Here is a 12,372-nt window from a genome sequence, read left to right on the forward strand (position 1 = left end):
TCACTCCCCGGGGTTCTTGAACCATGAGCGCCAGTCGACGAAGCCGGCGCCGAAATCGAGCCGCACGCGGAAGCGAACGCCGACGTCGAAGCCGACTTCGGACGTCACCTGCGGCCCGGCGTTGCCCTTGAGATAGGCGAATTCGAGCCCGTCGATTTCCGCCGGAGCGGCGACGACATACCAAGCGTTGCTGATGCGCGGGTCGACGACGACCGCGAGCTTGTTCTGAAACGGATTGACCTCTTGCGACTGCACGGGGGAGATTGTCGAGATCGCCTTTTCTGCCTCCGTCTCGCGGTCGGCGCCGACGAGGAGATATTTCGGCGTGACCGAGATCAGCTCGCCCTGCAGGCCGGTTTGCAGGCGCATCGCCATACGGCTTTCATTCAAGCTCTCGACATTGATCGCTGCGGATGGTCCGCTCGCCGAGGTCCCGCCCGTTCCGACATTGCCATGATCGGCATGGAAGAGCGTCTTGCCGTCGCCCATGACAGGATTCGAGACGACGAGATCGGCGAGGAAGCCGGCTTCGAAGGCCGCTGCCGCTTGCCCCATGCGGCGCGTCACGTCGGCGAAAGCGCCGAGATGGTCATTGACCATCGCCTGCCGCGAGAAGCCGATGATGCGGCCGAAGGTCGACACCGAATAGGACTCTTTGGCCTCGGCTATCGCGCCCGACTGGAACTCGCCGTGCTCATTCACCGGCGCCAGCGTCGGCGCGGTCGAGAATTGCAGGCGATGCTTGGCGCAAAAGTCTTTCGCCGTCGTCTCTCGCGCGAGCATACGCACGCCCGCCGGCGCGCTCTCATAGGCCTGCCGCAAAGTGCGATTGACGGTGTCAGCGAGCAGCAGCGGGAAATCGGATGTCGTCTGCAATGCGCGCTCGACCACGCGCGCCGAAGACAGGCCCGTCGTCTGAAGTCCGCGTGTGCGCAGGCAGTCGCGGGCGATTTCCGGGATGCTCAGTCCGATATAAACGCGCGACGCTTCGGACGGAGTGTGCGACGGCGAGATGCGCGTGAACAGCGCCGCGCCCAGCGCACGGGCGCGGATTTCCGGGTCCGTGTGGTCGGTTCCGACGACCGCAGTCGTGCGAACTTCGGAAGCCGGCGCGCTGCGCGTGCGCAGCGCCTCGAAAGCCGCGGCGCGCGCGTCGTCGATCGTCGCGCCGGCGTCGATCTGCGAATCGATCCATGATTGATCGAGCGAGGCGACGCGCGCGATCGAGCGGATTTCTGCATTGACCGCCGCTCGATCGATGATCGCCGGCGTCTGGGTTGAGGCGGCCCGTTCCACAGCCGCCGGAGAAGAAGGGGCCGGCGTGGCGGCCGGGGTGTTTTCGATCGGCATGGAAAGGCCTCGAATGCCTGTCCGCGGATCGGCGGGGATAGGTGTCAGCGAAATCTCGACGACCGTCCAGCGCGTCGCGACGAGGTAGCGCGCGCCGTCACGCGTCGACTCCTTCGCCTGCAGGATGACATAGCCGGTCGAAACGCCGAATGTCTGACCGGCGTCGAGATCGATCGCAACGCGATCGGCGATCGGGTTCGCCCGCGAGAGCCGGACCAGAGCGCGAGCTTCCCCGCCGATGACGCGGATGTCATTGGCGCTCCCGATCTGGCGTTCCAGGCTCCCGCGGGCGTGGCTGTCCAGCACGGGAAAGGTCGGCGAAGCCGGCTCCATTCCCGCCAAGGACAGCACTTCGAAATATGCGCCGCGCGCGTCGCGGCGCGGAATCGGCGCATCGGTCGCGAACACGACATCGAAACTGCGCTCTTGCGCATTCCAGGATGCGGGAGCGAGCGGCGCGGAGCGTGTGAGGATCAAGACTTGATCGTTCATTCCGCCGCTCCCTGTTGCGCCGGAGAAGGCGCGGAAGGCGGCGGCGCGAAGGACAGGCCGAGCGCCTGGGCTGCGGCGCGATCGGCGGCGATCTCGGCGTCGAGCTGCTCGAGGTCGTAGCCTCTCGCGGCGACAGCCTGGCGGCGCGACATGAGGCCGGCATTGATGGCGGCGATTTCTGCCTGCGCGTCTTTGAGCGGGTCCACCCAATCGCATTTCGGGGGGAGCCAATTCGCGCTCAGATACGGCTCGGGATCGCGCTCGAAACCGGGGGCGTCGAGCCGGCCGGCGAGGATTTCTGTCGTGACGAAGCGCCGCCAGACAGGGCGGCAGAATTGATAGACTAAAATATTATGTTGTATCGCCTCGACGCGGCGACGGAACTCGACGAGGCCCGCGCGGATCGAGCTGTAATTCACGCCCGACAGATCGCCGGTGAGTTGCTCATAGGGCACGCCGAGGCCGGCGGCGATCTCACGCGCCGTCACCTTCAAGAAATCGACAGCTTCTTGCCCGATCGCAGCCGGGTCTGAAAATCGGATGTCCTGCCCCGGCTGCAACACTTTCAGCGTTCCCGGCTCGAGGCCTCCATCGAGATTTCCGGCGCCATCGTCTCGCCCCTCGAAGCCGCCGGCCTCGCCGTTCGGATCGATGACGAAGCCGGTGAGAAGGGCGGCGATCTTTTGCCGCATGAGCTGGGCGTCATGCGCGCTGTCGAGGTCGGCGAGACGCAACAGCACGGGCGCGAACCATGAGACGCCGCGGACCTGTCCCGGCGTTTCGGGACGAAAGACATGGCAAACGTCGTCGCTGGACAGGCGGACGAGCTCCAGGCTCGACGCGATCGGCAGGCCCGGCCGCTGCCTCCAGCAATGATAGGCTGCGCGGCGGCCGAGCGCGTCGAATTCGACGCCGGCGACGATGCGCGCGCCGCCCGTGAGTTCTGTGTGATAGGCGCCGCTCACTTGTTCGCCGTCCATCAGGCGCAGCAGCAAGGCTCCGCGTTCGTCATGGACGAAGGCCGTAAAGCATTCGCCGTCGACGACGAGGCGTCGAGCAATGAGCGCTTGCATTCCGAAGAAATCTGTCAAGCCGTCAGCGTCGGCAGTATCGGTCCAGCGGCAGAATGCGGCGTCGAGCGCCTTGCGGATTTCCGGCTCGGGATGCGCCGATTGCGGCTTGACGCCAGTCCCGACGAGCGCGCTGACCCAGGCTTCCGTCCCTGCCGAGGCATGCCCGTTGTTCGCGGCGAGATAGCGCGCCCGGCGCGCGAGCGGCTGGCGCGCGGCGAGCTGCGCCGGGATCGCGAGCGGCATATCGCCCATAGCCCGGCCGCGCCGCCCGCCGGCCGCGCCGTCATAGCCGAGGGCGCGGGTCGCAATGCGCGCCGCCGGCCTGGACAGGCCGAGACCGCGAAGAGCGCGAGCGATGAGGGCGGCGGGAGTGGCGATCATTTGCTTTTCTTTCTCGACTGAGAACGCCCCGTCTTTTTCGGAGAGTTTTGCGGCTTCTCGTCCGAAAGCCTGTTCTCGAACGCCTTGGCAAAGCCTTCGAGAACCCGCGCCAAAGTTTCTTTGTGACTGAGAACCGTCGGATATTCTCCTTTGAGAAGCTCCGTCGACACGTGAGAGGCAATCGTCAGCAGGTCGACCACAACAGCGGCGCCGTGAGCCACACGTTGAAGAACGTGACCGACGACCTCATTTCCCGATACAAACAGAACGTCCATCTCAGGCTCGTCTTCGTCGCGATCGATAACCGCGATCAACGGAAACTTCGATTCATCGAGAGTAAATAGCTTGCGAAAGACGGGAGCGGCCTGCATCGCCGCGCTCGTGGCTAAGTTAGCGGAGACGCCCAGGCCGGTGAGCACGACGACCATACGCACGACTGCGATGTCGGACTTAGAAAACAGGTTCCAACCGCCCGCGTCTTTCGTTTCCGGGAACAATCCGTTGCGGTTTCGCCAAGCTCGAAACGTCACAGGAGAACACCCTGCGACGGCGACAACCGTGCTGGCGAGGTGACATTTTTGGTCGAGCTGATCTGACATAGCGATACATGCTTATCGCTTTTTCAAATTCGATGCAAGCGTATCGTTATTGCCGTTCGGCTTGTGACCGTGCGCGTCCGATCGGGTTCGGTATATCGGTCGCCGCTATGATCTCGGCGACGATATCACGCGTGACCTCAGCGACTTCATTGACCGCCTGGAGATCATCGAGGCCGAGCTCGGCGACCTGCCGATTAGATAGAGTGACGAGCGCCTGAAGCAGATTTAAGGCGCGACAACTTCTTTGGTAGATTTCGCCCAGCAGCTCCTCGGCGATTTCGATATCGTTCATTGTCTCGCCCTCCCTCACGCGCGTTTCGGCGCAGCGAAAACCATCGCGCAGGCGTGATTTACTGCGGCGACGCTCTTGGCGGTCCCACCGTTACACGATGAATGCAGCTCCGCATCGGGGAAGAGTTCATAAAACTCTTTGAGAAGTTCTCCGAGGAGGCTCTCGATCCGCTCTTCCGGCGTTTCCAACGCAAGGACGGGAACGGCGACGGCGGCGCCAGCGGCCGTGAAGCCTAGCGCGCGAACGAGGAAGTCGCGGCGGGGGATGATGAGGGTCCGGATGGCTGACATAATCGCCTCTTATGGTGATAAACACACCATTAGTGATAATTTCACTTTGGTTTGAAGTCAACTCATTTTGGTGATAATCACACCGTATGAAAGCAATTCAATGCCGAATGGCCCGCGCAGCTTTAGGGTGGAGCACGCAAGACCTCGCACGCCATGCAGGGGTCGGCGTGAACACGGTCAACCGCTTTGAGGCTGGGCAGGATGCGCGGATGAGCAGTGTCGAGAAGATGCGCACCGCCCTCGAATCGGCCGGCGTCGAGTTCATCGCCGAGAACGGCGGCGGGCCGGGCGTGCGGCTGAGGAAGCCTCTCCAATGAGCCGGCGGCTCGAGGATATGCGACGGAACCCCGCAGCCGACTGGCGCATCGATGATGTGGCGGCGCTGTGCGGCGAGTTCGGAATTTTCTGCGGGCCGCCTCGCGGCGGCGGCTCCCACTACAAGATCGGCCACGCTCGGCTCGCCCAAAAGCTGACGATTCCTTCCAAACGGCCGATCAAGGCGGTATATGTCCGCAAGCTCGTCGCCTTCGTGGACGCGGTAAGGGCACTGCCATGACGGTCAAGACCACGGATTACCCGCTCGTCGTCGAGCCGCTCTCGCCGGAGGACGGCGGCGGCTTCGTCGCGATCGTTCCGGACCTCCCCGGCTGCATGTCGGACGGTGAGACGCCCCAGGAGGCGGTCGCCAACGTCCAGGACGCGATTCTCGCTTGGATCGAGGCGGCGCGAGACCTCGGCCATGCCGTGCCCGAGCCCTCCCGCCATCTGGCGCTCGCGAGCTGAACGCGCGGCCTCACCGCTCCATCCAGCTCGATTTGAAAACCATCTTCTTCGGTGCCGCCGGGGCGGCCGCGGGCGAGCCTTTCGGTTCACGCTTCGGCAGGTCCGCGACTCGCTTCGCCTCGTCGCCGAGCCGCAGGCCGCGCGCGACGAGGCTTTGCAGCGCCGCATAGGCGTAGACGCGGCAATCCAACGCCTCATTACGAAGCGCCGGGTCTTTCCGCCATTCCAGCATCGCAACGCCCTTGCGATAGGTGCGAATCAGCCGCTCGGCGCCGAGCTGGCGAAAATAATCGAGATCGCGGCCGATTGGGAAATGGCAACAGCCCGGGCCGGGTTCGGGGGAGCGCAGCCGCGCGGTGATGATCTCCTTCGCCGCGTCCACGCCGATGACGTATGGTGTGAATGCCTTGTCGCGGGTTCTGGGAGGCCTTCTCGGCCAGACTGGAATACCCTACCGCCGCGCCCCTTTATCGCCCACACGGCCCGCGTGGCTCGATCTCTGGCGTATCGGTAGACCGTCTGTGTGTGATGGCCACCCGAATCGACGCAAGAGGCGCGAACCGGCAGCGAGCACGCCCGCGAATGGTCGAACAGGCGCGTCAGCTCGCCGTCGAGCGTCGCCCACAAGTCCGGCTTCGCAGGATCGCCCCAAATCTCCGAATAATCGAGGCTCCACGACTCCTCGCCGACGCCCCAGCCGACGACCTCGAGCGCGAGGCGATCATTTTGCACGTCGACGCCGGCGGTGATGACGAGAACTCCCTCCGGCAGGCCCTCGCTCCAATCCTCGAGACGGCCGAGGAAGCCGGCGGGGTCGAGCGCCGCGGCGTCGCGGTCTTCGAAGGGCTCACCGAGCTTGGTGTTGGTCCAGGGCTTCAGTCGGAGCGGGACCTTGTGAACAGCGACGAATTCCGCGGCGATCTCGCCCCAGCTTTCAAAGGGGCTGTAGAGCGCCGAAAGGTGAAAGCCGGCCGTACGGCCGTCGCTCTTGGCCGTCGCGCGCCATTCGCCGGCGGCGAGCATCGCCGGCTTGTCGCGCTCCTCGATGACGCCGCCGCAGGATTCGCAACCGTAAAACGCCTTCAACGGCTCGCCATCTGGCCATGTCACACCGGCCCATTTCAGCGTCTGCATGGCGCCGCAATGCGGGCACGGGACGAAGTAGCGGCGCTGGTCGCTCTCGACGAATGCCTTCTCGATGCGCGAGACGCCGGCTTCGGTCGGCGTCGAAATCATCAGAATCTTGCGCCGGCCGCGGAAGGTCACAGTGCGCTGAATGGCCAGCGCCACGGGATCGCCCTCTTCGTCCGCGTCGGCGGGGAAAGGTCGACCTCGTCGAGAACGAGATAGCGCGCCGGAAGCGAGCGCAAGCCCGTCGCCGAATTGGCGCCGGTCATGACGAGCGCGCCGCCGGTGAATTCCTTCTGTGAAACCGTGTTGCCGGGGTCCTTGGCGCGCGCCGGCGCGATCTTGGAGCGCAGCGCCGGCGTTCCGTCGATCAGCGGCTCGATGCGCGTGCGCGAATTGCGCCGAACCATGTCGAGCGAGGGCCAGACGCAGAGGATGATTCCCGGCGCATGCGCGATCCAATAGCCGATCGCGTCGAGCCCCGCCTCGGTTCCGCCCGTCTGCGCGCCCTTCATGAACGCGATGCGCTCGACGGGCGACGAGGTCGAGAGGCAATCCATGATCTCGCGCAGATAGGGGACGCGCGCAGTGCGCCACGGGCCCGGCTCGGCGTTCATCGAGGCCATGCGAGTTCCCGGCCCCTATACCGAGGACCAGCGGGTCGAATGGGAGATGCTCGAGCGCGCCGGCCTCTGCCTCATCGCCGCCACCCGGGCGATCGGCCATCCGATCGGCATCCATTCGCCGGAATTCTGGCCGGTCTGGAAGAGCTTCGTCGAGCGAAACATCATGATCGACGAAGCGCTCCGTGGGAAAAAAGAGAAGAACCGGGCTCTGCCGCCGCGAGAGCCGCTTGAAGTGGACCTGTCCGGGGCCATCGAAATGACCCCCGAAATAAAAGCGAAGTTCGGCCTGACGAAGGGCCGCGGGCCGGACTATTCCGCCACGCTCAGAAGCCGTCCGGAGCTGGACAACGGCACGACGGTCACACGGATCGTCTCGGAATGGGGGCGCGACGAGAGTTTTGTCGAATTCGGCGACGGATTCGGAGCTCGGGCTGCCGCTCCACCCATCGCAGAAGCTCCCCCTGCCGCGCCGGTGCCCGCGTCCATCACCGAGGCGCCGCACGAGGAGAAAGACGACCTCGCCCATCACGATACGCTCGCGCAAGCGATCGATGATCGGCTCGCCGCCCTCGCCCAGCAATATGGCGATCGGCGCGGCGACGAGTCTCATGGCCGCGTGCTGAAATTCGCGCTCGAGTTCCTCGGCGACAAGCGCCTCGCGGAGATCAGCGCGCGCGACCTGCGGCGTCTCGAGCAGGCCCTGACGGAAATTCCGGGCCGAAAAGATATCCCCGGCGAGCATCGAAAATCGCTGTACTCCCGCTACCTCTACGGCCAGCTCGAGGGCATCGACAATCTCACGCGGATCAGCTCGACGACGGTCGAGAATACCTATTTCGGGACGATGAACGCGTTCCTCACTTGGGCCAAATCTAAAACCGATTGGACGCCGCCCGCCTTCATCTTCAATGCGAAATGCGAGAAGCTCGCCGAACCTCAGCAGCGCGACGCGTTCCGCGACGACGAGTTGATGCGATTCTTCGGGCTTCCCCTGTTCACCGGATGCGCCTCGGCGGCTCATATCTGGCAGCCCGGAAAATGCTTCGTGCAGAACGGCCTCTATTGGGGATACATCCTGCATATTTTCATGGGCCTGCGCCCTTCGGAGATCGGCAAGCTGCGCACGGCCGACATCGTTCGAGACGGAGAGTTCCAGTTCATCGACATGCGCCGAGACAAACAGGAAAGCAAAAAAGCCAAAGGGAAGAAGACCCGCAAGCTGAAGACGGAAAACGCCTATCGACGCGTTCCAATTCCGAACCTCGTCGTCGACCTCGGGCTCATCGATCTGAAAGTCGCGCTCGAGATGCGCGGGGAGACGCGGCTCTTTCTGGATTGGCACGTCTATCGCCACCCGCAGAGCGGACGCGAAATGTGGGGGCATTACCTCAGCAAGTCATGGCAATATGTTGCACGCGCACATGAGTTCAACCGCGATTTCCTCACCCTCTACAGCGGCAGGCACACGCTGGCCGGGTGGTATGACGCCATGAAATTGCCGCAACGGATTCGCGATCGGCTTTTCGGACACGCGGCCCAAGGCGTGCCCGGCAATTACGGTCCGATCGACCTGACGCTCGACGAGGCGAGAGCGGCACTCGGGACCGAGCTGAAGGTCCAATTCGATATCGCCAATATTTTGCTCACGGCCAAGCTGAAAGCCGAATATGGCGAACTCACGCCGGCGCCGATCGTCTGAAATTTCGAATCGTCGATCTGTTCGACCAGCGCCCGCATCACCGAGGCCACGAGCCAAGGAACGAACTCGCGGCTATCCCGCGCTCTGTGAGAGGCCGTCCCCGATCTGACGTCGCTGACATCCTCGGCGTCTCTGTGCGATCGGCTCTGCGACAAACTGCTCGACGGGCTGCACCAAGCCATTCCCGACGCCAAGGAGCGCAAGAAAGTCATCCATTCGATGCGCAAGTCTTTCGGCAATTCATTGAAGCAGGAGGGGATTCATAGGATCGTGCCCCTTGGAGAGGTGTAGCGGCGGCGCTCGGGCGCGCGGAGCGGAGGCCGTAGGCCGACGCGCAGCGCGCCCAAGCGCCGCTGGGCGGTCATCGGCGGTTCTCCGGTAGCATCGGTTTGCGATTCGAACGCAACCGAGGAACACCGATGACCGACGAGATGATGAACCTTCGCGCCCTGCTGGAAAAGTCCCCGGACGCGGATTTCCTGCGTGAGATGATCGGCTTCGCCGCCGAGCGGCTGATGGAGCTCGAAGTCGGCGCCCTGACCGGCGCCGCCCATGGTGAGCGCTCGGCGGACCGCCGCGTCCAGCGCAACGGCTATCGCGACCGCGATTGGGAGACGCGCGCCGGGACCGTCGAGCTGCGCACCCCCAAGCTGAGAAAAGGCTCTTATTTCCCCTGCTTCCTCGAGCCGCGCCGCATGGCGGAAAAAGGCGCTCGCCGCTGTCATTCAGGAAGCCTATGTGCATGGCGTCTCGACACGTTCCGTCGACGATCTCGTCAAAGCCATGGGCGGCTCTGGCGTCTCGAAGAGCCAGGTCAGCCGGCTCTGCCAGGAGATCGACGAGAAGGTTCGACGCCTTTCTCGAGCGACCGCTCGAGGGCGACTGGCCCTATCTGTGGATCGACGCCACCTATGTGAAGGCGCGCCAGAACGGCCGCATCGTCTCGGTGGCGACGATCGTCGCCGTCGGCGTCAACGCCGATGGACGTCGTGAAGTTCTCGGAATGGATACAGGCCCCTCGGAGGCCGAGACCTTCTGGACCGAGTTCCTGCGCGGCCTGCGCCGGCGGGGACTGCGCGGCGTCAAGCTCGTCGTCTCCGACGCGCATGAGGGGCTGAAGGCCGCCGTCGCCAAAGTGATGAACGCCTCCTGGCAGCGCTGCCGCGTGCACTTCATGCGCAACGCGCTCGCCCATGCCGGCAAGAGCGGAAGGCGCGTCGTCTCGGCGCTGATCGCCACCGCCTTCGCGCAGGAGGACGAGAGCGCCGCCAAGACGCAATGGCGCAAGGTCGCCGATCAGCTCCGGTCGACGCTTCCAAAGCTCGCCGCCTTCATGGACGACGCCGAATGCGATGTCTCGCCTATGCGAGCTTTCCCAAGGATCACTGGCCGAAAATCCAGTCCACCAACGGCATCGAACGGCTCAACGGCGAGATCAAGCGCCGAACTGAAGTCGTCGGCATCTTCCCCGACGAGAAGGCGATCAAGCGCCTCGTCGGCGCCATCCTGCTGGAGCAGAATGACGAATGGGCCGTGCAGCGTGGCCGCTACATGACACTGGAAACCATCGCCGCTCTGAGCGATGATCCCATCGTCAAGCTGCCCGCCGTGGCCGCCTGATCAAACCGGCTGCTGCCGGAGTCCCTCGAACGGGACCGACCTGAGCTACACCATCTCCAGGGGCACGACCATTCATAGCGAGATTCGGAGCGACATCATGGGGCATTCGGGCGCCACCCAGACCGAGGAAATCTACTGCGACGCGATCGCGCTCGCCGACATGCTGCCGAGCATCATGAAGATTCCGATCGTGACGACGCATCTACAGCCGCAGCCGATCCGCCTGTTGCCTTGGGTGGAGGCAAAGCTGCCGCCGCCGTTCTCGCGGAAGCGGAAGGAGGCGGATGGCGCGGGTCCGGGACGCAGGCGGACGAGAAAAATAAAGGGCGAACCGGACCGCTGTTGACCCATTGCAGCCCCGTTCCGCCGGAAAGCCGACATTCCCACCCGGCCGAAAGTAAGCGCGGTCAAGCCTTTTCCTCTACGAGCCGCAGGCTGAGTGGGAATCGAAAATAGAGCCAGACGGCAGGGGTTCCTCGCATCGTTTGGCTTGGGCTCGCCAGACTACGACGCGCAGGTCCACGCTATTTGCGGCTTGCTGCGCCTGCACCGCCAGGACGGCTGGCAGTTACGGCCTATTCGACGGCGGAGATGTCATCGGTTCTTGAAGCGGTTCGGTGCAAGAGCGCGGATTCCGATTTAGGCCGGCCGGGTAAGCCGACTTGAAGGCGACCGGCTTAGTCGGAATCCGTAGCAAGAGGATGCAGGAACATCTCATGACATTTCGGGACGACGACCTGACCTACCTTGAGGAACACGGGCTGCCCGATCTCCCTGCGACCATGATAGAGGACTTCGTCACACACGATCAGGCGCGTATTTGGTTCGCCGTGGCAGGCTCGGGGCGGACAGTCATTCTGCTCCACGGCGGTCTCGGTAACAGTGGTAACTGGAGCTACCAGGTGCCGGCCCTCCTGGCCGCCGGCTACCGCACCGTCGTGGTCGACAGCAGAGGCCAAGGACGAAGCGGCCGAGATGATCGGCCCTATAGTTACTATAGGATGGCTGCGGACGTTCGCGCGGTCATGGATCGTCTGGAGATCGATCGGGCCGTATTCATCGGCTGGAGCGACGGGGCGGATACCGCCCTTGCCTTGGCCGAGGGAACGCCGGACCGTGTAAACGGTATTCTGTTCTTCGCCTGCAACGTGGATTCGAGCGGGACCAAGCCCTTCGAGTTCACTCCGGTCATTGGTCGGATATTCCAACGCCACGTCGACGACTACACCGCCCTGTCTCCGACGCCCGACGGTTTTAAGGCGATGTCAGAGGCGCTGGAGGCGATGCAACGGACGCAGCCCGAATACACGGCCGACGATCTTGGACGCATCAACGTGCCGGTATTGGTCGTCATCGGAGAGCGCGACGAGTTCATCAAGCTCGAGCACATGGCATACTTGGCGCGCGCGCTACCCGATGCGACTCTACAGGTATTGCCGGAGGTCAGTCATTTCGCGCCGCTTCAGCGGCCGGCGACCTTCAACGCGGTCATGTTGGAATTCATTGCGCGTGTGGTTGGTGAATGAACGCGAGCTGGCGCATGCGGCGAGATCGGCCTTCGCCTCTTCGGCTCCTTGCGCTTCTTCCGGGACCGTCAGGAATCTTGTGTGCGGGGGACAGAAAGTCGCCAAGCGACCTTCAGCCGGACCGCGCAGGCTTCGAGTGTCTATAGCCAGCCGATCCGTTTCGCGAACGTCCGCGAAATCCAGGGAAAGCGGTCCCTCGAGTCGCCCGCGACGAATGTCCGCTCGTGGCGCATCCTCGCCATTGTCATGGCTCCGATTGGGCTGAGATGAGGCCCGTAGCGGCCGATCGGCGGACTTTTGATCCGCGTGTGTTGCACGATCAGCAGACCATCGTCCTCCGCGCCACTGAACCAGGTCAACTCGCTGGATCGAGGAAAATAGCGGCGATTTCATCCATCAAGGGATGATGGAGCCCCACCTCACAGAATTCATGAATTCCTCGCGAATTGTCTGCTCCCACGTCGGCGCCAAGAAGACGAGATTTCCGATATCGGCACTGCCCAGTTCGCCGCG

At 63.7% G+C, this 12,372-nt stretch carries 14 protein-coding genes and 4 pseudogenes; 9 read left to right on the plus strand and 9 right to left on the minus strand.

What is annotated here, in order from left to right:
- The 5 genes from CQW49_RS08140 to CQW49_RS08160 are packed head-to-tail and all read right to left on the minus strand — an operon-like array spanning position 1 to position 4,477.
- Positions 1-1,842, minus strand: coding sequence for a prohead protease/major capsid protein fusion protein (locus CQW49_RS08140; RefSeq protein WP_003613688.1), 1,842 nt, complete (start codon positions 1,840-1,842; stop codon positions 1-3).
- On the minus strand, positions 1,839-3,296 hold the full coding sequence (locus CQW49_RS08145; protein ID WP_003613687.1) for a phage portal protein: 1,458 nt from the start codon (positions 3,294-3,296) through the stop codon (positions 1,839-1,841). Before CQW49_RS08145 ends, CQW49_RS08140 begins: the two co-directional genes overlap by 4 nt.
- On the minus strand, positions 3,293-3,895 hold the full coding sequence (locus tag CQW49_RS08150; RefSeq protein ID WP_155931293.1) for a MerR family transcriptional regulator: 603 nt from the start codon (positions 3,893-3,895) through the stop codon (positions 3,293-3,295). The genes CQW49_RS08145 and CQW49_RS08150 overlap by 4 nt, the downstream gene beginning before the upstream one ends.
- 46 nt (positions 3,896-3,941) lie before the next feature.
- Entirely contained in the window at positions 3,942-4,187 is a 246-nt protein-coding gene (locus tag CQW49_RS08155) for a hypothetical protein (protein WP_003613685.1), read from the minus strand.
- A gap of 14 nt (positions 4,188-4,201) precedes the next feature.
- On the minus strand, positions 4,202-4,477 hold the full coding sequence (locus tag CQW49_RS08160) for a hypothetical protein (protein WP_003613684.1): 276 nt from the start codon (positions 4,475-4,477) through the stop codon (positions 4,202-4,204).
- Between the two features lie 107 nt (positions 4,478-4,584).
- Between CQW49_RS08160 and CQW49_RS26310 the strand changes: the two are divergent.
- The 3 genes and pseudogenes from CQW49_RS26310 to CQW49_RS08175 all read left to right on the plus strand — a co-directional run.
- Positions 4,585-4,656, plus strand: a pseudogene (locus CQW49_RS26310) (helix-turn-helix domain-containing protein); the annotation flags it as partial.
- Positions 4,657-4,790: 134 nt separating this feature from the next.
- Positions 4,791-5,033, plus strand: a complete 243-nt coding sequence (locus CQW49_RS08170) for a hypothetical protein (RefSeq protein WP_003613681.1) — start codon at positions 4,791-4,793, stop codon at positions 5,031-5,033.
- Positions 5,030-5,260 carry a type II toxin-antitoxin system HicB family antitoxin gene (locus CQW49_RS08175; protein WP_003613680.1) on the plus strand — a complete coding sequence of 77 codons (231 nt, stop codon included), beginning with the start codon at positions 5,030-5,032 and terminating at the stop codon, positions 5,258-5,260. The genes CQW49_RS08170 and CQW49_RS08175 overlap by 4 nt, the downstream gene beginning before the upstream one ends.
- 10 nt (positions 5,261-5,270) lie before the next feature.
- On the opposite strand, the gene CQW49_RS26055 is transcribed toward CQW49_RS08175, so the two are convergent.
- From CQW49_RS26055 to CQW49_RS25535, 3 genes and pseudogenes are all read right to left on the minus strand, one after another.
- Complete coding sequence (locus CQW49_RS26055) at positions 5,271-5,624, minus strand: terminase gpA endonuclease subunit (RefSeq protein WP_274541232.1); 354 nt, start codon at positions 5,622-5,624, stop codon at positions 5,271-5,273.
- Positions 5,519-6,283: a terminase gpA endonuclease subunit gene (locus CQW49_RS08180; RefSeq protein ID WP_341872044.1), complete on the minus strand. Its 765-nt coding sequence runs from the start codon at positions 6,281-6,283 to the stop codon at positions 5,519-5,521. Before CQW49_RS08180 ends, CQW49_RS26055 begins: the two co-directional genes overlap by 106 nt.
- A 39-nt stretch (positions 6,284-6,322) precedes the next feature.
- Positions 6,323-7,014 (minus strand): annotated as a pseudogene (locus CQW49_RS25535) (phage terminase large subunit family protein); the annotation flags it as partial.
- Here CQW49_RS25535 and CQW49_RS08185 point away from each other — a divergent pair.
- Positions 7,013-8,713 carry a site-specific integrase gene (locus tag CQW49_RS08185; RefSeq protein ID WP_003613677.1) on the plus strand — a complete coding sequence of 567 codons (1,701 nt, stop codon included), beginning with the start codon at positions 7,013-7,015 and terminating at the stop codon, positions 8,711-8,713. The pseudogene CQW49_RS25535 and the gene CQW49_RS08185 overlap by 2 nt on opposite strands.
- A gap of 260 nt (positions 8,714-8,973) precedes the next feature.
- On the opposite strand, the gene CQW49_RS26315 is transcribed toward CQW49_RS08185, so the two are convergent.
- Positions 8,974-9,267 (minus strand): hypothetical protein, encoded by a 294-nt coding sequence (locus CQW49_RS26315; RefSeq protein WP_003613676.1) that lies wholly within the window; start codon positions 9,265-9,267, stop codon positions 8,974-8,976.
- Between CQW49_RS26315 and CQW49_RS26060 the strand changes: the two are divergent.
- From CQW49_RS26060 to CQW49_RS08200, 5 genes and pseudogenes are all read left to right on the plus strand, one after another.
- Positions 9,202-9,345: pseudogene (locus tag CQW49_RS26060) on the plus strand (transposase); the annotation flags it as partial. The gene CQW49_RS26315 and the pseudogene CQW49_RS26060 overlap by 66 nt on opposite strands.
- Before the next feature lie 106 nt (positions 9,346-9,451).
- Entirely contained in the window at positions 9,452-9,706 is a 255-nt protein-coding gene (locus tag CQW49_RS26065) for a transposase (protein ID WP_274541233.1), read from the plus strand.
- A pseudogene (locus CQW49_RS26070) lies at positions 9,606-10,333 on the plus strand (IS256 family transposase). Before CQW49_RS26065 ends, CQW49_RS26070 begins: the two are co-directional and overlap by 101 nt.
- 97 nt (positions 10,334-10,430) lie before the next feature.
- Entirely contained in the window at positions 10,431-10,679 is a 249-nt protein-coding gene (locus CQW49_RS08195) for a hypothetical protein (protein ID WP_003613674.1), read from the plus strand.
- Between the two features lie 370 nt (positions 10,680-11,049).
- Positions 11,050-11,859 carry an alpha/beta fold hydrolase gene (locus tag CQW49_RS08200; protein ID WP_003613673.1) on the plus strand — a complete coding sequence of 270 codons (810 nt, stop codon included), beginning with the start codon at positions 11,050-11,052 and terminating at the stop codon, positions 11,857-11,859.
- The last annotated feature ends 513 nt before the right edge of the window (positions 11,860-12,372 follow it).

This window comes from Methylosinus trichosporium OB3b (genome assembly GCF_002752655.1).
Taxonomy (GTDB): Bacteria; Pseudomonadota; Alphaproteobacteria; order Rhizobiales; family Beijerinckiaceae; genus Methylosinus; species Methylosinus trichosporium.

Excerpts from the sequence above, each read along its gene's own strand:
- CQW49_RS08175 (WP_003613680.1), top strand. The coding sequence starts at position 5,030 with ATGACGGTCAAGACCACGGATTACCCGCTCGTCGTCGAGCCGCTCTCG.
- CQW49_RS08195 (WP_003613674.1), top strand. The coding sequence starts at position 10,431 with ATGGGGCATTCGGGCGCCACCCAGACCGAGGAAATCTACTGCGACGCG.
- CQW49_RS08160 (WP_003613684.1), bottom strand. The coding sequence starts at position 4,477 with ATGTCAGCCATCCGGACCCTCATCATCCCCCGCCGCGACTTCCTCGTT.
- CQW49_RS08185 (WP_003613677.1), top strand. The coding sequence starts at position 7,013 with ATGCGAGTTCCCGGCCCCTATACCGAGGACCAGCGGGTCGAATGGGAG.
- CQW49_RS08155 (WP_003613685.1), bottom strand. The coding sequence starts at position 4,187 with ATGAACGATATCGAAATCGCCGAGGAGCTGCTGGGCGAAATCTACCAA.
- CQW49_RS08145 (WP_003613687.1), bottom strand. The coding sequence starts at position 3,296 with ATGATCGCCACTCCCGCCGCCCTCATCGCTCGCGCTCTTCGCGGTCTC.
- CQW49_RS08170 (WP_003613681.1), top strand. The coding sequence starts at position 4,791 with ATGAGCCGGCGGCTCGAGGATATGCGACGGAACCCCGCAGCCGACTGG.
- CQW49_RS08150 (WP_155931293.1), bottom strand. The coding sequence starts at position 3,895 with ATGTCAGATCAGCTCGACCAAAAATGTCACCTCGCCAGCACGGTTGTC.
- CQW49_RS08200 (WP_003613673.1), top strand. The coding sequence starts at position 11,050 with ATGACATTTCGGGACGACGACCTGACCTACCTTGAGGAACACGGGCTG.
- CQW49_RS26315 (WP_003613676.1), bottom strand. The coding sequence starts at position 9,267 with ATGGGCGGCGCCGGTCAGGGCGCCGACTTCGAGCTCCATCAGCCGCTC.
- CQW49_RS08140 (WP_003613688.1), bottom strand. The coding sequence starts at position 1,842 with ATGAACGATCAAGTCTTGATCCTCACACGCTCCGCGCCGCTCGCTCCC.
- CQW49_RS08180 (WP_341872044.1), bottom strand. The coding sequence starts at position 6,283 with ATGCTCGCCGCCGGCGAATGGCGCGCGACGGCCAAGAGCGACGGCCGT.